General features: G+C 61.8%; 18 protein-coding genes. 14 read left to right on the top strand and 4 right to left on the bottom strand.

Features of this window, described 5'->3' with window-relative positions:
* Positions 1 to 28: 28 nt before the first annotated feature.
* The 9 genes from QQK43_RS06955 to QQK43_RS06920 all read left to right on the top strand — a co-directional run bounded on the left by QQK43_RS06955 (position 29) and on the right by QQK43_RS06920 (position 10,388).
* A complete protein-coding gene (locus QQK43_RS06955; protein WP_284307197.1) occupies positions 29 to 1,027 on the top strand; it encodes a tripartite tricarboxylate transporter substrate binding protein in 999 nt (332 codons plus the stop codon).
* A 55-nt stretch (positions 1,028 to 1,082) separates the two neighbouring features.
* Positions 1,083 to 2,369 carry a homogentisate 1,2-dioxygenase gene (gene hmgA / locus QQK43_RS06950; RefSeq protein ID WP_056277405.1) on the top strand — a complete coding sequence of 429 codons (1,287 nt, stop codon included), beginning with the start codon at positions 1,083 to 1,085 and terminating at the stop codon, positions 2,367 to 2,369.
* Entirely contained in the window at positions 2,366 to 3,733 is a 1,368-nt protein-coding gene (gene fahA, locus QQK43_RS06945) for a fumarylacetoacetase (RefSeq protein ID WP_056277401.1), read from the top strand. Before hmgA ends, fahA begins: the two co-directional genes overlap by 4 nt.
* 232 nt (positions 3,734 to 3,965) lie before the next feature.
* Complete coding sequence (locus tag QQK43_RS06940; protein ID WP_056277398.1) at positions 3,966 to 4,454, top strand: tripartite tricarboxylate transporter TctB family protein; 489 nt, start codon at positions 3,966 to 3,968, stop codon at positions 4,452 to 4,454.
* 18 nt (positions 4,455 to 4,472) lie between these two features.
* Entirely contained in the window at positions 4,473 to 5,984 is a 1,512-nt protein-coding gene (locus QQK43_RS06935) for a tripartite tricarboxylate transporter permease (RefSeq protein ID WP_056277395.1), read from the top strand.
* Positions 5,985 to 6,047: 63 nt separating this feature from the next.
* Entirely contained in the window at positions 6,048 to 6,599 is a 552-nt protein-coding gene (locus tag QQK43_RS06930; RefSeq protein ID WP_082585977.1) for a hemerythrin domain-containing protein, read from the top strand.
* A 231-nt stretch (positions 6,600 to 6,830) separates the two neighbouring features.
* Entirely contained in the window at positions 6,831 to 7,100 is a 270-nt protein-coding gene (locus tag QQK43_RS23460) for a LysR family transcriptional regulator (protein ID WP_082585976.1), read from the top strand.
* 763 nt (positions 7,101 to 7,863) lie between these two features.
* The gene (locus QQK43_RS06925) at positions 7,864 to 8,793 is read left to right on the top strand and encodes a LysR family transcriptional regulator (protein WP_235501430.1); all 930 of its coding nucleotides are present in this window, start codon (positions 7,864 to 7,866) and stop codon (positions 8,791 to 8,793) included.
* A 299-nt stretch (positions 8,794 to 9,092) separates the two neighbouring features.
* Positions 9,093 to 10,388, top strand: a complete 1,296-nt coding sequence (locus QQK43_RS06920; protein ID WP_284307196.1) for a citrate/2-methylcitrate synthase — start codon at positions 9,093 to 9,095, stop codon at positions 10,386 to 10,388.
* A gap of 74 nt (positions 10,389 to 10,462) precedes the next feature.
* Here QQK43_RS06920 and QQK43_RS06915 read toward each other — a convergent pair whose 3' ends face one another.
* The 3 genes from QQK43_RS06915 to QQK43_RS06905 form a co-directional block, all read right to left on the bottom strand.
* Entirely contained in the window at positions 10,463 to 11,965 is a 1,503-nt protein-coding gene (locus QQK43_RS06915) for an aldehyde dehydrogenase family protein (protein ID WP_056265705.1), read from the bottom strand.
* Positions 11,962 to 13,677, bottom strand: a complete 1,716-nt coding sequence (locus QQK43_RS06910) for a thiamine pyrophosphate-binding protein (RefSeq protein ID WP_370465233.1) — start codon at positions 13,675 to 13,677, stop codon at positions 11,962 to 11,964. The genes QQK43_RS06915 and QQK43_RS06910 overlap by 4 nt, the downstream gene beginning before the upstream one ends.
* A 112-nt stretch (positions 13,678 to 13,789) precedes the next feature.
* Positions 13,790 to 14,779 (bottom strand): Bug family tripartite tricarboxylate transporter substrate binding protein, encoded by a 990-nt coding sequence (locus QQK43_RS06905; protein WP_056265708.1) that lies wholly within the window; start codon positions 14,777 to 14,779, stop codon positions 13,790 to 13,792.
* 502 nt (positions 14,780 to 15,281) lie between these two features.
* Here QQK43_RS06905 and QQK43_RS06900 point away from each other — a divergent pair.
* Genes QQK43_RS06900 through QQK43_RS06880 form a run of 5 tightly spaced genes read left to right on the top strand, consistent with a single transcriptional unit; the run spans position 15,282 to position 19,529 of the window.
* Positions 15,282 to 16,259, top strand: a complete 978-nt coding sequence (locus QQK43_RS06900; RefSeq protein ID WP_056265712.1) for a Bug family tripartite tricarboxylate transporter substrate binding protein — start codon at positions 15,282 to 15,284, stop codon at positions 16,257 to 16,259.
* A gap of 27 nt (positions 16,260 to 16,286) precedes the next feature.
* The gene (locus QQK43_RS06895) at positions 16,287 to 16,811 is read left to right on the top strand and encodes a cupin domain-containing protein (RefSeq protein ID WP_284307194.1); all 525 of its coding nucleotides are present in this window, start codon (positions 16,287 to 16,289) and stop codon (positions 16,809 to 16,811) included.
* A 7-nt stretch (positions 16,812 to 16,818) separates the two neighbouring features.
* The gene (locus QQK43_RS06890) at positions 16,819 to 17,733 is read left to right on the top strand and encodes an amidohydrolase family protein (protein ID WP_284307186.1); all 915 of its coding nucleotides are present in this window, start codon (positions 16,819 to 16,821) and stop codon (positions 17,731 to 17,733) included.
* A 52-nt stretch (positions 17,734 to 17,785) separates the two neighbouring features.
* Positions 17,786 to 18,775: a Bug family tripartite tricarboxylate transporter substrate binding protein gene (locus QQK43_RS06885; protein ID WP_056265723.1), complete on the top strand. Its 990-nt coding sequence runs from the start codon at positions 17,786 to 17,788 to the stop codon at positions 18,773 to 18,775.
* Between the two features lie 16 nt (positions 18,776 to 18,791).
* On the top strand, positions 18,792 to 19,529 hold the full coding sequence (locus QQK43_RS06880) for a maleate cis-trans isomerase family protein (protein WP_284307185.1): 738 nt from the start codon (positions 18,792 to 18,794) through the stop codon (positions 19,527 to 19,529).
* Between the two features lie 200 nt (positions 19,530 to 19,729).
* Here QQK43_RS06880 and QQK43_RS06875 read toward each other — a convergent pair whose 3' ends face one another.
* Complete coding sequence (locus QQK43_RS06875) at positions 19,730 to 21,685, bottom strand: relaxase/mobilization nuclease and DUF3363 domain-containing protein (RefSeq protein WP_056265729.1); 1,956 nt, start codon at positions 21,683 to 21,685, stop codon at positions 19,730 to 19,732.
* Between the last annotated feature and the right edge of the window lie 43 nt (positions 21,686 to 21,728).

Genomic DNA, 21,728 nt, shown 5'->3' with positions numbered 1-21,728 from the left:
CCCATCGATAACACAAGGAGACATCCTCATGAACATGCTCAAACCTCTTGCCCTTGGCCGCGCCACCAAAGCGCTTGTGCTTGCGCTTCTCGGGCTGAACGCTGCGCTGCCGGCCCATGCCGACGAGTACCCCAGCAAGACCGTCACGATCGTGGTTCCCTTCACCGCCGGCGGAAGCAACGACGTTCTTGCCCGCACGGTAGGACAAAAGCTCAGCGAGTACTGGAAGCAACCGGTGATCGTCGAAAACCGTCCCGGGGCTGGCGGCAATCTTGGAACAAAGCTGGCCGCGAAGGCGGCACCTGACGGCTATACCTTGCTGGTGGTTGCCAACAACTTCGTCACCAACCCTTTCCTTTATCCAGATGGGCGCGCTGGCTATGACCCGGTCAAGGAATTCGTTCCCATCACCCAGTTAGGGCGCGTTCCTTTTGTCCTCGTCGTCAACCCCGATGTCGCTGCGAAGTCGACCCAGGAGCTGGTGGCGCTGGCCAAAGCCCAGCCAGGTAAGCTGTCTTATGGTTCCGCTGGTGTCGGCACGCCACACCATTTGACTGGGGAACTCTTCAAGAGCATGGCTGGTATCGATATGGTGCACGTTCCATACCGTGGTGCGCAGCCCGTGGTCGCGGATCTGCTCGGTGGCCAGATCCAGGTGCTTTTTGGCGTCGCCAACTCGGTGCTGCCCCACATCAAGACCGGCGCCCTGCGCCCGCTGGCGGTGGGTGGCGAGCAGCCTCTGTCCTACCTGCCGAACGTTCCGACCGTGGCCAGCGCCGGCTTCAAAGACTTCCGCAGCGAGGTCTGGATTGGCCTCGTCGCCCCCACAGGTGTACCAGCCAACATCGCTGCCAAGATCGAAGAATCTGTCGGCCGGGCTTTGCGCGACCCTGCCGTAAAGGCCTCTCTGGAAGCGCAAGGGCTGGAGCCGACTCCGTCGACCCCGGCTGCCCTCAAGGCACTCATGCACGAAGACACGGTGCGTTGGTCCAAGGTCATCAAAGAAACCGGCGCGCGTGCCGAATGAATTGAAACGCTTCGTTCCCTCCTCATGCCATCACGAATCACCGAGTGACGAAATCATGCCGGACATTCCCATCACCTACCAAACGGGTATGTGCAACGAGTTTGCCTCTGAAGCGCTCCTCGGGGCGCTCCCTCAAGGGCGCAACTCACCACAACGCGCACCCTATGGGCTCTATGCCGAGCAGATTTCTGGCACGGCGTTCACCGCGCCCCGGCATGCCAACCGCCGCGCCTGGCTGTACCGCATTCGACCATCCACCATGCACCAGCCTTTTGTGCTTTTGGATTCAGGTCGATGGATCAGCCGGGCCGACGATGCGCCGGTGACGCCGAACCAGTTGCGCTGGGATCCGCTCCCTTTGCCTGGGCAGCCCACCGACTTCATCGATGGCATGACCACCATGGCGGTGAATGCGGCCTGTGCAATTCACGTGTACACCGCCAACCGGTCGATGGAAGATCGCTTCCTGTACGACGCCGACGCGGAGTTGCTCATCGTCCCCCAGGAGGGTCGCCTTGAGCTGGCAACGGAAATGGGGCGCCTGCTCCTGGAACCCCAGGAGATCGCCGTGATTCCCCGAGGCGTGCGCTTTCAGGTTCGGCTACCAGACGCCCGCGCGCGCGGCTACGTGTGCGAGAACTTCGGCGCCGCCCTGAAGCTGCCGGACCTCGGCGTCATCGGTTCCAATGGTTTGGCGAACCCGCGCGACTTCTCTACCCCCGTCGCGGCCTACGAGGACCGGGAAGGCGATTTCGAACTGGTCGCCCGCTTCCAGGGCAATCTCTGGAGCGCGCGCATCGGGTACAGCCCTTTGGACGTGGTTGCCTGGCATGGCAACCACGCCCCCTACAAGTACGACCTGCGGCGTTTCAACACCATCGGTTCAATCAGCTACGACCATCCAGATCCTTCGATCTTTCTCGTGCTGCAATCCGTCAGCAACACCCCGGGTGTCGACACCATCGATTTCGTGATCTTTCCGCCTCGCATACTCGTAGCGCAGGACACCTTCAGGCCACCCTGGTACCACCGCAATGTCGCCAGCGAATTCATGGGGCTCATTCACGGCGCCTACGACGCCAAGGCGGAAGGTTTCGTGCCGGGTGGTTCGTCCCTGCACAACTGCATGAGCGCGCACGGCCCTGACGCAGACACGTTTGCCAAAGCCAGCGCTGCAGACACAGCGCGAGCGGACTATCTGACCGAGACCATGGCCTTCATGTTCGAGTCAAACGAAGTACTCAGGCCAACGAGGTTCGCCATGGAGTCCGCTCAGCTGCAACACGATTACTACCGCTGCTGGCAAGACCTCAAGAAGCACTTCAACCCGACACAAGCATGACGCCCTTGAACGAAACCCACTCGATTGACCTGCGCAGTTGGGTGGCCTCGGCGAACGACGGCGCGACGGACTTTCCCCTTCAGAACCTGCCTTTCGGTATCTTTCGGCGACGCGGATCCAACGAGTCGTTTCGAGGAGGCGTTGCGATCGGAGACCAGATCCTCGACTTGGCTTCGGCGGTTCATCGAGGTGTCTTCAACGGTCTGGCTCAGGGCGCAGCGGTCTCGGCATCGCGCGAACGGCTCAACGATTTCATGGCCATGGGCACATCCGCTTGGTCCGCGCTGCGACTGGCGCTGTCGCGCGCGCTGCGTGAAGGCGCGAACGAGCGCCATGCGCTGGAAGCATGCCTGGTTGCGCAATCGGCGGCGGAGCATGCACTGCCCGCGACCATCGGCGACTACACCGACTTCTACATCGGCATCCACCATGCCACGGCCGTTGGTCGGCTTTTCAGACCAGATACCCCACTGCTTCCGAACTACAAGTGGGTGCCCATCGGATACCACGGTCGCAGTTCTTCGGTGGTTGTCAGCGGTGAGCCCATCTACCGCCCACACGGCCAGAGCAAGGGCACCGCCGACACGCCAGACTTTGGGCCCAGCAAGCGCCTGGACTACGAACTGGAACTCGGCTTCTTTGTAGGCCCGGGCAATCGGCGAGGTGCGCACATCCCCATCGAAGATGCCGAAAGCCACCTGTTTGGCGTGGCGCTTTTCAACGACTGGTCTGCTCGGGATATCCAGCCCTGGGAATACCAGCCTCTGGGTCCGTTTCTGTCCAAGAACTTCGCCAGCACCTTGTCTCCCTGGATCGTGACGTTTGAGGCATTGGCACCGTTTCGGGCCTACTGCCGGCGAGCACAGGGTGATCCCGAGCCGCTGCCCTACCTGCGGTCTGACGAGAACATGGCCCGCGGCTCGCTCGACGTCCAACTCGAGGTCTTGCTCCAAACAGAGAAAATGAAGCATGTGGGCAGCCAGCCTGTGTGCCTGTCACGCTCAAGCTTCGTGGAAGCCGCCTACTGGACGCCCTCCCAGCTGCTGACACACCATGCGGCCGGGGGCTGCAATCTCAACGCAGGAGATCTGCTCGGCTCCGGCACACTGTCCGGACCACATCCCTCGCAGGCTGGCTCACTGATCGAGAAAACCATCGGAGGGCGCGAAGCCATCACGCTGCCTTCGGGAGAGAGTCGAATCTTCCTGGAGGATGGAGATACGGTTTCCTTGCGCGCTTGGTGCGAGCGCGAAGGAGCACAGCGGATCGGATTTGGAGAATGCGTCGGCACTATCCGGGCGGCCCCATTCGACACTCCAGGCGCCTTGCACCCAGCTCAAACCGGCCATCCCCACGGCGACTAAGCCATTGCTCGCTTCTGGTACCCGGAGTCCGCGCCGCTGATTTTCGCGTAACGCTTCGAAGGACACACCTCAAGTGGAAAGTGGATCCGGCGAAGTTAGATACCAACTCTGTCGATAAGGGCGTCGCGTTACCTTTCCTAGGTGTATACCCTAACGTTATTCCTTGAATGCTTAGGTATAAAATAATAATCTTCGATAACTAAGAAGCATGCAGAAAATTAGGAGACAAGTTGTGCCATTGGTTAGTCAGAGAGATTTTTTGTCCGGCCTCATGTTCATGATCGTCGGAAGTTCGTTCGCCTGGGGTGCCGTGGACTACGAGATTGGACAAGCGGCCCGCATGGGGCCCGGTTATTTTCCGTTCATGCTCGGCCTGATTCTGGTCGGCCTGGGTGCACTGGTCGCTGTGAATTCATTCCGCAGCGGCCCTCCGGGTGGCGACCGGATCGGTTCGATCGCTTGGCGCCCTCTGGTGTTCATCTTGGGCGCCAACCTGCTGTTCGGTGCCTTGCTGGTGGGCGTGCCATCCTTTGGACTGCCTCCATTCGGTTTCATCGTCGCCATCTTCGGCCTAGTCACATTGTCCGGTTACGCCCGACAAGGCTGCAAACTGAGGGAGTCGATCATTTTGGCGACGATCCTGGCCGTTGGCAGCTATGTGGCCTTCGTGAAATTGCTCAATCTGCAGTTTCCCGTGCTGCCTTGGTTCCTGGCCAACTGATCCGAGGAGAACAAGAACATGGATCTGATCAACAACCTGCTGCTGGGTTTTGGCGTCGCGTTCACCTTCCAGAATCTGATTTACGCCTTCGTCGGCTGCTTGCTGGGCACCTTGATCGGTGTGCTGCCCGGCATCGGCCCGCTGGCCACCATCGCCATGTTGCTGCCGGCGACCTATGGCCTACCGCCTGTGGCGGCCCTCATCATGCTCGCTGGCATCTATTACGGTGCGCAGTACGGCGGATCGACCACCGCCATCTTGGTGAATCTGCCAGGCGAATCGTCCTCCGTAGTAACGGTGCTGGACGGTTACCAGATGGCACGCAAGGGCAGGGCAGGCCCGGCCCTTGCGGCCGCCGGCCTGGGCTCCTTCTTTGCCGGTTGCGTGGGTACGCTGATCCTGGCCGGTTTTGCCGCGCCGCTGACGGAGGTAGCGCTGGAATTCGGTCCCGCCGAGTACTTCTCGCTGATGGTGGTGGGCCTGATCGGGGCCGTTGTGCTGGCCTCCGGATCGCTGCTCAAGGCCTTGTCCATGATCGTGCTGGGGCTCCTGCTGGGCCTGGTCGGCACCGACGTGAATTCCGGCGTGGCCCGCTACAGTTTCGACATCCCCGAGCTCACAGACGGCATCAGCATTCTCGCCATCGCGATGGGTATCTTCGGCTACGGCGAGATCATCCAGAACCTGTCGCACCCGGACGAGAAGCGCGAGGTGTTCACCGGCAAGGTAGACCACATTTTCCCGACCGCCCAGGACTTTAAGCGCATGCTGCCTGCCGTGCTGCGTGGTACCACGCTGGGTTCGGCGCTGGGCATCCTGCCCGGCGGTGGCGCGCTGCTCTCGGCCTTCACCGCCTACACGATCGAGAAGAAGACCAAACTGCAGGCAGGCGAGATCCCGTTCGGCCAGGGCAATATCCGCGGCGTGGCCGCGCCCGAAGCTGCCAACAACGCGGGCGCCCAGACCTCGTTCATCCCGCTGCTCACGCTGGGCATTCCGCCCAACGCCGTGATGGCACTGATGGTCGGCGCCATGACCATCCACAACATCCAGCCGGGTCCGCAGGTCATGACCAGCAACCCCGAACTGTTCTGGGGCCTGATCGCCTCGATGTGGATCGGCAACGCCATGCTGGTGATCCTGAACCTTCCGCTGATCGGCATCTGGATCAAGCTGCTGACCGTGCCTTACAAGTGGCTGTTCCCGGCCATCGTGCTGTTCTGTGCCATCGGCGTCTACTCGACCAACAACAACAGCTTTGACATCTGGATGGTCGCCTTGTTCGGCCTGATCGGCTATGTCTTCATCAAACTGGGGTGCGAGCCCGCACCGCTCCTGCTGGGCCTGATCCTGGGGCCCATGATGGAGGAATACCTGCGGCGCGCCTTGTTAATCTCGCGAGGTGAATGGTCAGTATTTGTGACCCGTCCGATCTCGGCCAGCCTGCTGGTGGTGGCGCTGGTGCTGTTGACGATCGTCCTGCTGCCGGCCGTGAAGAAGAAGCGCGAAGAGGCCTTCGTCGAGGATTGAAGGTTACTCTGAGGCGTTCAGTATAGCCATACATCACCCTGATTAATTCATGAGGACATTAGCATGACCGCCGACTCAAACTTGAGCAGTAATTCTCCCATTGATAGCTTTTCCAGTTGTCATGATGGAATTATTTCACACTTAAATAGGTTTGGCGAAATCACTAGTCTTGTTAAGGCGGCAACCAGTGCCCGGAAGATAGCTGAGGATACTGTAGCGTTCTTCAGAGTGGCAGTGTTTGACCATCACTCAGAAGAAGAGCGAGATTTGTTTCCTGCTGTCCTGGCCAATGCAGAGCCTGGAGAGGAACAGTCCATTGCTCGGACGTTGGTGGATGGACTTACAGCAGAGCATAGGGAAATTGAGTCTCAATGGGTACGTTTAGAGCCCAAGCTGGTGAAGCTCGCGAAAGGACACATTGTCGAAATCGATGAAGCAGCTGTTCAGAAACTCGTAGATCAGTATACAGCTCATGCGAGGCTGGAAGAACGCGAATTCTTGCCTCTGGCAGAGAAAATTCTTGGCCGGAGGGATCCCAAAATGGCAGCACTTGGACTCGCTTTGCACACACGCCACGCTTTTCGTGCTGCACGTCGCGGCTTGCGGGGATCTTGATAATAAGCCACAAGAGTCGGAAGTTGTGGGGGTAAATAGTTAATTGGCTACATGCTTGTAACATTCGCGGTTGTTTTTAAAATTTTCGTGTCAAGCAGATTGAAAGCGTCATGAGAAAAGGCATGCCCACACCCAGATCGAAGGAGTGGCGTAAGAAAAAATTGCCGCCCTCGATCACTGAATTATTCCCAATAGACTGAGTGCATCACGCCAATTGGGATAATTAGGAATATGCAGACGACTCTTGTATTCGATGATCTCCGCGCTTTTGTTGTCGTGGCCCACTGTCGGAGCATATCTGAAGCCGCAATAGTGCTTCGCCTCGCTCAACCAGCGCTGAGCAGACGCCTAACGCGTCTCGAGAAGTGCGTAGGGAAACGCTTGGTTGAGCGCAATTTTCGAGGAATTGCTCTTACAAAGGAAGGGCGTGCATTGCTCGAGGATGTTCAGGGTCCTGTCTCAGCGGTCGTAGCCATTGAAAAAAGCCTTTCGCAGTCATGATCACAGGATCGTAAACTTTCTCTTTACGTCTCCTGCGGTACAAAGCGGCTGAGATGGCCTAATGATCTTTCCATGGTCGAGTTTCAAAGGAGTCCGTCGACCAAGAGGACAAGAATTTGATTTGATCAATGGGTCACTTGTGTCAGTGAGTTAAAAATTCGGGATGGTGTAATCAGGTAGTGACAAATGGTGCTAGCTGAGACAAGATAATAAGAGGATCATTGATGAACGACATTAAGGTCGGCGGGGCAGAACTCTCTGCACCAACGGGTCGAGCGAAGAACTGCAAGCTCTACAAATTCACGATCGGAAAACCTTGCACGTCCTGAGACTTCTTTGAAGGGGCTTTAACGCATGTGTAGGGCCAGTACCGCCTGTGGATGGCGCTAGTCGACCAGGCTTGCTGGCAAAACAATGGTGTCGAGCAAACAATGTCGTGAGCGACGCTTTTCAGAATGCGTCTACTACCAAAGTGACTTAATGAAAGAATGATGTCCTCCTCATCCGGACAGCGGTACCTCGCCTCAATGCCGTCTCAGACTTTGATGCTTTAGTGGCTAACGGGGTCGTTCTGTTGTGTGGCAGCGAACGGGTGCATACCACGCTCGAAAGCTACCCGGTGCTGAAGACCACAGTGACCTCGATGCAGGCGAGGTGGTGAAGCGTCAGATGTTCAGAAACTGCGGTTGCAGGGGCCGGGTTACAGCACCCTCAAACTTGCGGCACGCGACCTCTGGCTCAGTGCTAAACACGCGTTCATAGCATGAACAAGATGCACCCCACAGACAAAGATTTGAATCTGCTCATTATCTTTGAGGCGTTAATGGAGACCCGCAGCGTGTCCAAGGCCGGGGAGCGACTGAACCTGAGCCAACCTTCCATGAGCCATGCGCTTTCGAAGATGCGGAGGGCTTTCGACGACCCGATGTTCGTGCGCGTCAAGAACGAGATGCAGCCGACCTTGAAGGCTTTGGAGGTCGCCGAGCCGGTCCGGCAGGCACTTTCTCTCGCGCGCCGGCAGATCTTCTCCCGGGCAGCTCTGGACTTGCGAACGTCCTCTCGGCAGTTCACGATTTGTATGACGGACGTCGGCGAGACTTGTTATATGCCAATGGTGATCAACGCGGTGCGCAACCATGCGCCGGGCGTCCGGCTGAGAACAGTATCTCCGATCGTGGAGAAGCTCGAGGAGGGCCTCGAATCCGGCGGCGTCGACCTAGCGATCGGGTACTTCCCCGACATCACGAACGGTGGCGTGTTTCAACAGCGGCTACTGCGCAACAGCGGGTTCCTGTGCATTACGGGCGACAAGGATATTGCGGCGCGTGGCGAACTCGATCTTGTCTCGTTCCAGACGGCGCTCCATATCGCCGTCAGGACGGAAGGCCGAAGCCAGGAAGTTATCGAGAAGGCGATGGCTGCCATGGGGATTCATCGGAACGTGGTGGCCACGATTCCCCACTATCTCGGCCTTTTAACCATCATTCCCCAGACTGGACTGACTGCCATCGTTCCCATGGACCTGATCAGTGCATTCGAAGGCAAAGAGGGCATCACCGCCCTGCCGCTGCCATTCGCTTCGCCGAGCGTCGAAGTCATCCAGATCTGGCATAAGCGAAACCATGAGGATCTCTCCCATCGATGGCTGCGGACCTTGGTGCGGGATACCTTACAAAGGCGAGTAATTGGCTAGGGTGTGGTTGACTGGAATGGAGAAAGTTTGCAAAACACACTCAAAGAGCAGGTTGCATTTAACTCTGCTGGCGATGAAGTCCAAGCTTGCGAGGTCTGGTTTGCAACTGCACCTTATTCTTGGTGAAGTTCCCTTGAAAACCCGAGCACTCCAATTTCTCCATGATCGGGCCCGTAGGGCACAGTACTCCCACCAAGCGATAGCATATGAAATAATTAGATGACGAATTATTTCGGTGGAGGCATATCGCGGTTCTTGGTCATGTCTTACCACCATAAGCTGGAATCGTGCGAGACCTCATGACCCCACGCCCTGATCCCGCGCCTTCACGGCCCCCGGATTTCATTGATGCGAAGGCCAGTCTCGCTCTCCTGGGCGTTCGTCCGCAGACGCTCTATGCCTATGTGAGCCGGGGAGCCATCCGCAGCATTCCCCAGCCCGGAACCAAGGCGCACCTGTACAGCCGAGCGGACATCGAGCGCGTTGTCGCACGCGCTGCGGCGCGGGCGGGGCATGGGGCGGTGGCGGCCGGCGCGATGGACCACGGGCCCCCCATCGTGAGCAGCGGCATCACGGAGATCACCGAGGCTGGCCCCAGCTACAGAGGCCATCTGGCCAGCGAGCTCGCGCAGCAGAACGTCCCGTTCGAGAGGGTCTGCGAACTGCTCTGGGGAGCTCCGCTCGATCTTGCGGGAGTCGCTGCGTGGCGGATTCACCCGCGCGACCAGGCGAGGATTGCCGATGCATGCCGGGGGATCCTGCAGGGTGGGGATCCGCATTTCGTGTATGAAGCACTGGCCATGCTGGCCCTGCAGCTGGGACGAGCGAGCGGGCGTGCAGCGGCCAGCGATCCGGCGGGCGCCGTCGCCCACGATGCACGCTTTCTGATCTGCGTCGTGGCCGAGGCGATCGGGTACCTCGGTTCAGGCAGTGTGCCGACGCGGCCGAACCCCTCGGAGCCGATTGCTTCGAACCTGCTCCGGGCATTCGGACGCGAGAGCTCGCCGGAGCGAGTCCACGCCATGAACGCGGCGCTCGTGCTGCTCGCCGACCATGAATTGCCGCCGGGCACGCTGGCGGTCCGCGCAGCCGCCTCGGGCGGTGCGAGCCTGTTCGACTGTATCGCGGTGGGCATCTGCGCGAGCGCCGGGACGGAGATTGCCCGTCACTACGAGGTCGTGGACCGGTTCATCACTGCTAGGCCCGCCGCAGCGGCATTGCGCGAGAAGGCCTTGCGCCTCCATGCACACGGGCAGCGCATCCCGGGGTTTACCCATCCCCTCTACCCGCGCGGCGACCCGCGCGCGAGGTGCTTGCTGTCCCTCGCCGCCGAGCTGTCCGGCAACGCGTTCAACATGGATCGGGTGGCCGCCTTCGTGCGATGGGCTCAAGAGGAGCTTGGCGATCACCCGCGGCATGAGTTCGGGGTCGTGTGCCTGGTGCGCGCGCTCGGGCTGCCGGTCTGGTCCGCGGGCGTGATCTTCCTGGTGGCGCGCATGGCCGGGTGGGCGGCGCATGTGCAGGAGCAGCGCGGCGCGACCGGGCTCTGGCGACCGCGCGCCCGGTACGTTCCGACGCCGGAGCGCGGCAGCTAGCCGGGCTCTCCTCAGCCTGCTGCGGGCGAAGCGCGGTCAAGGGCAGGGCCCCGGCGTGCCTGCAGTGGCCCCTACTAGCGGAGCTTCACGTGGACGTTCTTGAGTTGTGTGAACTCCAGCAGCTCTTCCTTGGACTCCTCCCGGCCGACACCGGACTGCTTGTAGCCGCCGAACGGCGCGCCCGGAATGTGGATCGAGCATTCGTTGATCCACAAGTACCCCGCCTGGATGCGCTTGGCCGCACGCAGACCAGTGTTGAGGCTGGTGGTCCAGACCGAGGCCGTCAGCCCCAGCTCGATGGCGTTGACATCTGCGAACAACTGGTCTTCGTCCTCCCAGGAGAACACCGAGAGCACGGGCCCGAAGATCTCCTCCCGAGCGATGCGCATATTGGGACGCACATCGGTGAATATCGTGGGTTCGACGAAGAGGCCGGCCTGCAGATGCGCCTCGCGCGCCGCGCTGCCGCCAGTGAACAGCGTGGCCCCGTCCTCGATGCCCGCCTGTATGTAGTGCAGCGCGCGTTCGTACTGAGCACGGCTGGCCATCGCCCCCATGGTCGTGTCCGAGTGCGTCGCAATGCCCGGCCGATGCTTCTGCGCGAGTTCCCGCGCGACGCTCTGCATGAATTCGTCGTGGATGGACCGGTGCACATACAAGCGGCTGGTGGATCCGCAGGACTGCCCGCACCACGTGAAGTTCATGCCGCGCACGGCGCCCTCTGCCGCGCTGCGCAGATCGGCATCCGGATAGATGACCATCGCGTTCTTGCCGCCGAGTTCAAGAAGCGTGTGCTTCATCGTGTCGGCGGCGGACCTCAGGACCGCTTTGCCCGCGCCGACGCTTCCGATCAACGCAACAGCGGCGACATCCGGATGCGCCGAGAGCGCGGCGCCGGTCTCCCGGCCACCCGTGACGCAGTTCAGCACGCCGGGAGGGAACAGGCCGTCCAGGATCTCCATCAACCGAATGGTCGACAGCGGCGCCTGTTCCGGCGGCTTGATGACGACCGTGTTGCCCGCCGCGAGCGGCGCGGCGATCTTCCCCGCAGCGAACATGAACGGATGGTTGAAGGGAAAGATCCGGGCCACGGGGCCGAGCGGCTCCCTCAGCGTGTAGTTCAGCGCACCGTTCGCGGTCGGGATGGTTTCTCCCTTGATCTCGAGAACCAAGCCCGCGAAATAGTCCAGTTGGGTGGCTGCGATCTCGGCGTCCATCTGCATGGCGCGCACCGGGTTGCCGCAGTTGGCGGCGTCCAGCAGGGCCAGCTCGCGCGCGTGCTGCCGCACGCGGCGTGCAGCTTCCCGCAGCAGCGCGCCGCGCTGGAGCGGGGGCGTGTCGGCCCAGGCCGCAAAGGCGGCCTTCGCCGAGGCGACCGCGGCGCCGACCTCCGCCGCCGCTGCGGCGTTGACCTCGGCCAGGAGCTCGCCCGTCGACGGATTGAAGGTCGGGATGGTCTGCCCCGAGCCCCCTTGCCACTGGCCCGCCCAGAAGAGGCCACTCGACCGGGGCAGGATGCCCTTGACGTAGGGGCTCAGGTCGCCGCTGTCCGGCAGGACGATGGCATCCGTGCTCATGCTCCACCTCCTTGCGCATCCTCATGCGACCGTGTCATGCCCGACGCCATGGCGGCGCTGTAGCCCGGCGTCACCCGCACATCGACGACCACGGTCGAGCCTTCTCGCACCGCAGCGACGGCGCGAGCCAGGACCTCGTCGAGCTCGGCGGGGTCGGATGTCGGTCCGAAGCCCTGCAGTCCCAGGCCCTGCGCCAGCTGGGCGAGGTCCGGGTCCGGGTCTCCGATCCGCTGCCCGATCCAGCGGTTCTGCACCGGGCGGTCGCGGTCACGCGCGACGCGCTCCTGGTGCAATTCGTCATTGAAGAACGAGCGGTTGTTGCAGACGATGGTGAGCAGGGGGATGCCGGCGTTCGCTGCCGTCCAGAGCGCCGTCAGACCCATCAGGTAGTCACCATCGCCCGTCATCAGCACGGGCAGGCGATCACTGGCGCGCAGCGCCAGCGCCGCGCCGACCGCCATGCCCGGACCGGATCCGATGCCGGCGCCGCCATCCATGCCCAGGTAGTCCAGCGGATCCCGGAAATGGCCCATCTCTCCGCTCCAGCCCAGCGGCACGCGGATCAGCGTCACGGGCTGACTGCCGGCCGCCCGGCGCAGGGCATCCGCGACCATCGCGATGCTGATGGTGCCGTCCTCCGGCGATGGCGACCTGGTGACCGTGACCGTCACGGCCTCATTGCGGGCCGGTCGGCTCGCGCAAGCGGTACACAGCAGCGGAACAGCGACGTCGGGTTCGACCGGCATGAACACGTCGACCGGCGGCAGGCCCTGGTGGTCCATGCTCCAGCCGCGATGGCTGTAGTGGTCGAGCGAGATCTGGATCACCTTGGCGTCCACGTCCTCGTTGCGCCACGCCTGCTGTAGCGTCCCGCTCAGGTCGTACCAGTCCAGACTCAGGACGACGTCGGCCGCACGCAGCGTGCGGGCCGCGTCCGGCGTCAGGAACACGCCCGGCACCGCCGCGTGCAACGGGTGATCCGTGGGGAACGCAGCGCCGGCCCGCAGATCCGTGAGAACCTGCGCGTTGAGCTTCTCGGCCAGTTCGATGCGTTGACGCCAGGCCTCGCTCGACCTGGAGACCCGACCCATGAGGATGACCGGACGAACCGCAGAGGAAAGGAGGTCCGCTGCCCGTGCCAACGCTTCCTGCGCGGGCGCCGCAGGCGAAGGAACCGGATAGCGGCTGACGTCTGGCAGCGGGGGGATCGCGTCGATCCGCGTTTCCTGGAGGGAGACATCGAAGCACACGTAGGTCGGACCTGCGGGCGCAGTCAGTGCGATCTGTTTGGCCCTTAGCAGCGCTTCGTAAGACGCGCCGACGGAGGCCGGCTGCGCATCCCACTTGCTGAAGTCGCGGATGAGCGCGCCCTGGTCCTGCGCGGTGTGCATCCAGTCGATCCAGGGGCGCCGCTTGGCGGCATCCACCGGGCCGGTGGCGCCCAGGACCACGACCGGCACACGGTCCACCCACGCATTGAAGATCGCCATGGATGCGTGCATCAGACCCACGTTGCTGTGAACGATGGCCGCGAGGGGCTTTCCGGTCACCTTCGCATAGCCATGGGCGATGGCTACCGCATGCTCCTCATGGAGAACCACGAGCATCTGGGGATCGACGTTCCCGAGATGGTTCACCAGGCTGTCGTGCAGTCCCCGGAAGCTAGAACCAGGGTTCAGAAGGACATAGGGGATGTCGAGCGCGCGGATCATCTCCGCGATCGCGTCGCTGGCCCACAAGCTACCGTAGCCATGGCCATGGCTAGGGACAGGCACGTCGCGGCGCAGTGGGGTTGGTCGCCTGGAATTCAATTGAGTGCTCCGTTCATTCGGCTTTGATGCCTGCGCTCTTGATCACGCTCGCCCAGCGCTCGGTGTCCTTCTCGACGAGCTTGGTCATCTCCTGAGGAGTACTGGATCGCGCTTCGATGCCTTGCTCGGCGAGCTTTTCCTTCACCGCGGGTTCCGCCAGGACTCCGATGACATCGGTGCTGATCCGCTTGATGACCGCAGCAGGCGTCCTCGCAGGAGCAGCAAGGCCGAGCCAGATCTCGCTGTCGTAGCGGGGCAGTCCTGCCTCAGCGACAGTGGGCACATCGGGCAGCAGGCTCGCGCGCCGGGCGCCGCCGACGGCCAGCGCGCGCAACTTTCCGCTACGGATGTGCGGCAGCAGCGAGTTGATGGCACCGAACTGCAGATCCACCTGGCCTCCCAGCAGGTCAGTGATCGCCGGCGCCGCGCCTTTGTAGGGGACGTGAATGATGTCGGTGCCCGTCATCGACTTGAAGAGCTCTGCTGACAGGTGCTGCGGGCTGCCCGTGCCCGAAGAAGCATAGGACAGCTTCCCAGGCGCGGACTTTGCAAGGTCGACGAGCTCTTTGACGGTCTTGGCTTTCACGTTGGCGTTCACAACCAGAACAACGGGAACCACGCCGAGCTGAGTGATCTGGGTGAAATCACGCGCGACGGCGTACGGCGTGTTCGGCAGCAGTACCGGATTGATCGACATGGTGTTGTTGTTGGTGATCAGCAGCTTGTAGCCGTCCGCAGTGGCCTTGGCCACATGGTCGGTGCCAATGCTGCCCGCAGCGCCAGCTTTGTTTTCCACGACAACCGGTTGCTGCCAGATCTGGCTGAGCCGCTGACCAATCATTCTGGCAATGACATCGTTGCTGCCCCCCGGCGTGAACGGTACGACCAGGGTGACGGGCTGGCTGGGGTAGTTGTCTTGCGCGATGGCAGGGTGGCCCATGATCGCGGCGAGGATGGACGCAGTCGCGAGGAGTGAGCGACGCGAAGGTATCGATAGTTTCATGGTGTCTCCGGTGGTGGGTAATTCGAGGCTTCCTAAGAAGTCTCGAATCCTAGGAACCACTTTGGATGTCATCAAGCTTGAATGCACTCTCAACCAACGAAAAATGCTGTGGAAAGTGCCTGCATCCACAGGGGCATCAGTGCAATTCCTAGGTTGATTGGAGACTCAATCCGCGTTGTTGAAACCGGCAGCAGCACAGTTACTTGAGCTTTGCCTAGCTGCATCGACGCGGAAGTGTGTATGCGCGGCGCCGGTCCGCAAGGCATACCGAGCAACCCTGGCAGCCTGCTAGCGTTGCGGTACGCGGTACATGGCGTGCTGCGCACCACAACTGCTACCCATGTCTGCATGCGAGAAGCGGCTCTGCATTCATTTCTTCGATACAGAGAATTGATTGCACCGCATTGCCTTGCCTGCAACGGCCCAACAGAATTCACTCGGAACAGGAAGCCACCGTGACAACGAATCGCGGTTACCGGAAACAGCCACAGGAGACAACACTATGAAGATTTCCAAGGTCGCAGCCACTTTTGTCGCGTCGTTTTGTTGCGCCGCCCTACCGGTCCTCGCGCAAGCGCAAGGCCCTCGCGATTTTCCCGATCGACCCATCAGACTGGTCGTGCCTTTCCCTGCCGGAGGTCCCACCGACTTGTTGGCCCGCTTGGTGGGGCAGCGCATGGGTCAGGCGATGCGTCAGACCATCGTTGTGGACAACAAGCCAGGCGCCAACACCATCATCGGCGCGGATGCCGTCGCCAAAGCCCCTGCGGATGGTTATACGCTGCTGATGGCAATCGACAGCACGCTGGTAATGAATCAGTACCTCTATGCGAAGCTGCCCTACGACCCCATCCGAGACTTCGAGCCGATCGGCAAAGTGGCCACCACCCCGTTGGTGATCGTGACCCATCAGACCGGACCGCAGTCGATGCAAGCGCTGGTGGCGCAGGCAAAGGCCGATCCCTCCGCGCTGAGTTATGGTTTTGGCACATTTACCTCGCAGCTCTCTGGAGAGCTGCTTAAACGCACGCTGGGCAAGGAGGTCGTCTCTGTGCCATACAAAGGCAGTGCGGGTACGACGCAGGGTCTGCTGTCCAAGGACGTCACGTTCACCATCGACGGTATCACGGCCGCTATGCCCCATTTTGAAAAGGGCACCTTGCGCCCGTTGGCACGGCTGAGCACCAGGTCCATCCCGTCGCTTCCGAATGTGCCGACATTGGCCGACGTGGGCGTCAAGCTGCCCGATATTGATGTCTGGATGGCATTGCTCGCGCCCAGGGGCACGCCGGCGGACGTGGTGGACAAGCTCAGCCAGGCGTTGTCGCAGGCGCTCGCCGCCAAGGACGTACAGGAAAAGCTCCTGGCCGCGGGCCTGCTGGCCGACGTCAGTTCGCCCCAGGCACTGCGCAGTTTCATTGCCTCAGAGGCCGCGCGCTGGCGTCCCGTCATTGCGGACGCCGGTATCAAGATCGATTGACTTTCTCCACTCCTGAAGGAACCAACCATGAGCGCCACTTCTCTTTCTCGCAGCTTTGCTCCGATCGTCCACAGTGCAGCTGAATGGCGCGCGGAGATGGCACGTCTCACCCGGCCGGGGCAGCCCAGCTTCTTCCATATTCGTGCCCAATTGCCGATGCAGGGGCGGACCAACCAGGTGCTGGGCGCCTCGCGCTACATGAACGTCGTGCTCAAGACCTACGCCAGCGGCGGCGAAAACGAGATCCACGCGCACTCCAACGAGGACCATGTGTTCGTCATCCTGCAAGGCCGAGCGACATTCCATGGGCCGAACGGAGAGGCGCGCGAAGCGGGCAGAAACGACTGCGTACTGCTACCTGCGGGAGTTTTCTACTGGTTCCAGGCCAAGGAAGACGACGAACCACTTGTCATTTTGCGCATCGGTGCGCATATCGACCCAGACAGCGATGTGCTCGCTCGCATCGACTTGGAGGGCAAACCCTTCGACGGCTACTCGGAGAAGAACAAGGAAGTGCCAGTGGTGCTTCACGAGGATCGCATCTTCGAATGATCGCGTATTGGTAGTCATCCCCGCTTCGTCGATTTTGCTCAATCCCTCCATGATTCCGCTCTGTCAGCCTCCCGATCCAGTTTTCCGCCGGCCCCAACTGGCCTGTCCGCCAGGTGCGACGGATTGCCATGTGCATGTCTACGGACCCGCCAGCCGCTATCCTGTTGCAGCGACCCGTGCCTTCGACGTGCCCGACGCACTGCCCGCCAAGCTGAGGGAACTGCACGACATCCTTGGAGTCCAGCGCCTGGTCTTGGTGCAGCCCAGCGGCTACGGCACCGACAATCGCCGGCACCTAGAGGCTGTGGCCGAACTTGGACGTCCGGCGCGTGTCATCGCCGCGTTGCGGGCCGAGGTGCCGGATGCCGAGTTGGACCGGATGCATGAGGCCGGAGTGCGTGGCGTGCGTTACAACATTGGCCATGCAGGTGCCGTACCGTTGGCTGAGATGCCAGCGCTGGCGGCACGCATCGCCCGCCTGGGCTGGCATGTGCAACTGCATGTCATGGACGACCAAGGCCGCGTCCCCTTGGTTGACATCGAGGCGACGCTGCGTGAACTCCCTACGGACGTCGTGATTGACCACATGGGCTCGTTGAGGCCAACTGAAGGGCTGGATCAACCCGGGTTCCAAGCATTGCTGAGGCTGGTGAACACCGGGCGGTGCTGGGTCAAGCTCTCGTGCGGTTACCGGATGTCAGCCTTGCCGCCGCCCTACGATGACATGGTGCCCTATGTACAGGCGTTGCTCGCCGCGCGAGCGGATCGCCTGGTATGGGCCAGCGACTGGCCTCACGTGTCCTTCAAGGGGCTGATGCCCAATACCGCTGACCTGCTAGATCAATTGCTAACTTGGGTGCCGGACGAGCGGCTGCGCCACCGGATCCTCGTGCTCAATCCCGAACAACTCTACGGATTCTGAGCGGGCTGTCTGCTCCCTCGACACCGTAGCCATTCCATCCCAAGGAGAACCCATGTCCATGATCCGATTGCTGCGCCGTGCGGCGCTGCTCGCACCGTTCCTGGCCCTCGCCACTTCGGCTGTAGTGGCACAGGATCAGTCTGCCTCCGACTTTCCGTCCAAACCGGTTCGCTTGGTCATCCCGTTCCCCCCGGGCGGGCCCGCCGACGTGCTGGGTCGCGCGATTGCACAGCGCTTGTCGGACAAGTGGGCCCAGCCCGTGGTCGTCGACAACAAGGGCGGCGCCAATACGCTGATTGCCGCGCAGGAAGTTGCCCGAGCAGCACCCGATGGCTATACGTTGTTCATGCCCCTGGATTCGACCTACACCCTGAATCCGGCTCTCTACTCTCGGTTGCCCTACGATCCTGTCAAAGACTTTGCATCCATCTCGATCGTGGCTCGGCAGTCACTGGTCCTCACTGCGACCGACCGCACGCCCTTCAGGACAGTGGCCGACGTGGTGGCTGCGGCGAAGGCCAACCCGGGAGGCATCAACTACGGGTCGAGCACCACGTCCACGCAGCTTTCGGGCGAGCTTTTCATGCGACAGACTGGCACCCGCTTGGTCCACGTACCGTACCGAGGTGCCTCAGAGGTGCTCAAGGGCATGTTATCGGGTGACGTCCAGGTCAGCTTCGACGGAATCGCCTCAAATATCCCGCACTTTCAGTCCGGAAAGATCCGCGCACTCGCAACAACTGGGCCCCTTCGCTCGCCGGCACTGCCCGACGTGCCCACGCTGGCGGAGGCAGGACTCAAGGGCTATGAGGTCGTGATGTGGAACGCCTTGTCGGCACCCGCCGGTACCCCAAGGCGAGTCATCGACAAGATTAACCGAGATGTGGTGGAGGTGCTGCGCCGCAAGGATGTCAAGGAGCAGCTCATGGCGTTCGGGCTTGAGACAGTCGGGACCAGCCCGGAGGAAATGGATGCCACCATTCAACGGGAAACAACACGATACGCTCCTCTGATCAAGGAACTCGGCCTGAAATTGAACTAGGGAAGAGGGGGCCGAAATGGAAACACCCGTTCTCGACTATGGATCGCGCGGGCGAATCGGTCTGCTGCTGCCTTCCGTGAATCAGGCCGCCGAGCCCCAGATTCGGGCGATGCTGCCCAGGGACGTCGGCATCGCCGTCACGCGACTGAAGCTGGTGGACAGTTCCGAGCTGGGCTTGCTCAGCATGACGCACGATGTCGAAGCTGCGGCCGCACTGCTTGCGGACGCGGGCGTCGATCTCGTGGTACTCCATTGCACCGCGGTTTCGACCTACAGCGCGGAGCTGGAGGCGTCAATCCTGGAGCGCATCGGTGTTGCCACGGGACTCCCGGCTACGGCGACATCGCAATCTCTGGTGGCTGCGCTGGATGCCATGCGGGCACGCCGGGTGGTGCTGCTCTCACCCTACACGGAAGAGGTCAACAAGCGAGAGACTGCCTACTTCGTTCGACGGGGGTTCGATGTGTTGGGAAATGTCGGCCTGAATTGCAGTACTGGCCGAGAGATGATGGCCGTTACGCCTGAGGCATGGCAAGCCTTTGCCCTGTCACAGGTCCAAACCGAGGCTGAGGCGTACGTACTTAGCTGCACGACCGTACGGACAGCCGAAGCTATTGAATCTCTGGAGTGCTCCCTTGGAAGCCCTGTCATCACCAGCAATTCGGCAGTTGCCTGGGATTGCATGCGTAGGCTCGGCATAAGCGCGGTTGTGCCCGGCTATGGCCGCCTACTCGGACACGTTGCAGGCCACTGAAGCGGCTGTCGTCTCCTTATTGGCAGATTGCCGCACCATCACATCCGCAACGAGTGGCAGGTCCACGGCTCCCAGAGCTTGACGTAGATCGTGTCGATGTGCGGGCGATGTCCTCGCGGTGCAGCATTAGGCCAGTGTAGTGGGAGAAGCCTCAATTTCAGTTCTGACGTGTCGGTACCTATCAGGTAATCATCGTTGATCTATATCACTGTCCCCAACTGCCGCCTGAACTCCCAGGAGACTTGGTTGCCGTGCACAGACACTGCGAGTTTCTGTCCTAGCCAAGGCTCGATTACCGACCTCCACGGCACCAAACTGAACCCCACGCCGTCATCAAGCATCGCGAAGCGCCCGCTGGCGAGCATGATGCTGCGGCGATAGATGCCAGCAACGCGGTTGCCATCTGTCACCGGGCGATGTTCCCGTCCGGTTTCAGCCGCAATGTCCTGTGCGGCCTTTGCCAACTCGCGTCCGCGTAACGTCGCCAACAGATTGCGCGCCAAAATCACACGCTTCCCGCGTCGCTCTGCCAGCCCCTGTTCGACCAAAAACTCGGCACGCTGTTGCAGTGCATCCTTGACCTCGCTGCCAAAGCCCACGTCGCCCAGCCCATTACCGCCACCGATCAATTGCTGGTCGAGCCAAGTAGCGCCGATCGCGTGGGACTGCTGCTCGATCGGGAGATGCGATTTCAGCTCCACCACCACGCCACCGCCCAGGCGCTGGGCATCGTATTGGCGGCCTCGCTCGACCAGGTCATCAGGTACTCGCCAGGCGCCTTCGACCATGCGCTCCACGATGCCGCCGCGGCGCAGGGCTTCCAGCCGACGGATGTGCGCCGCCACGACCTCGCGCGGGTCACGGTCGGGTGGGGCTTGGCTCTGCGCAAGCGCAAGGTGATGGTCGGTGCGATAGATGCCGCCCACCGCGAGCGAGGCGATTCTCTGGTCGGCGGCGCGCACTTCGGTTGCACCTTTCACCTCCACCACGGCGCCGCTCGGGTACTGCTCCAGTTCCGACTGCGGCGGCAGAGCGATGTAGTGCGCTTTGCCGTCGGTCCCGTCGATGACCAGATAGCCCTTGTCGTACAGCTCGTCTGCCAGCCCTTTGGCGGCCACGCGGCCGACGATGGAACGGCCTCCCTCCCCGGGCTGGAACACGGCCAACTCACGCTGCTTGCCGCTCATGGCGCGCTGCATGGTGCGGATGATGTCACCGCGCTCACCCATGGCCCGTAGTGTCGGCTCGGTCTCGGGATGAATGGCCCACACGCCGGGCTTCTGCTCAGTCGCCAGCCCCATGCGCTGCAAGCGCTGTAGGCGTCCGATCAGCATTTGCCGCTGACGTTGCAACCGGGGATCGGCTAGCGTCTCCGGCAGCACCAGACCGTCCTTGGCCACGCGCTGCAAGGTACGATCCAAACTCGTCCACCGCTCCTGGTCGACTTCGCGTTGCATGGCGTGCTGGATCTCCAACTCGGTGCGCGGCCCCAGCCACTCGGTTGCCAGTTCAGTGGCCCGGTAGCGCATCCCCACAGCGATGTAGTCGCGGGAAATGACGAGGTCTTTGCCGGTGTCGTCCTTGCCGCGCAGGACGACGTGCGTGTGCGGGTTGTCGGTGTTCCAGTGATCCACCGCCACCCAGTCCAGTTGGGTGCCCAGGTCCGACTCCATGCGCGCTATCAAGTGCCGGGTGTAGGTGCGCAGATCGTCGAGCTGTTCGGCGTCCTCGGGCGAGACGATGAAGCGGAATTGGTGGCGATCCTCGCGTCCGCGCTCCTCGAAAGCGGCGGTGTCCGCCGCGCCAGTGGTCGGACCATAGGCGTGGCCCGGCCCGCCTTGGCGATCAACCCCTTCGCGTTCGATGTAGCGCAGGTGCGTAACGGTTGAGCGCGGCCCGACCTTGGCCAGATGGAGCAGTCGCGCCTTGATCGTCACGCGGCGGGCGTTGGGCGTGAGCGAGGCCCCGGCGAACCGGGCCGCGACATGGCCGCGCCCCAGCCGGGAACCGGGTCGCTGACCGGTTTCGCCGACCCGCTTGCCGAGCTTGGCGCCGGCCTTGTTGGTCTGGCGCAGCACCTTGTTGATGAAAGCGTCGCCGCGCTGTTTCGGCGTGCCGGGACGGAGCCGAAAGGGGTCGTCATTGCTGTGGCTCATCGGGCGACTCCATCCAAGACCGGCGCAGTCAAGCGGGCGAAGC

The organism is Hydrogenophaga electricum (genome assembly GCF_030160815.1).
In the GTDB taxonomy this organism is placed as follows: domain Bacteria; phylum Pseudomonadota; class Gammaproteobacteria; order Burkholderiales; family Burkholderiaceae_C; genus Hydrogenophaga; species Hydrogenophaga electricum.
Note: the sequence above shows the minus strand (reverse complement) of the source record. Positions and strands in the feature narration are given on the sequence as shown.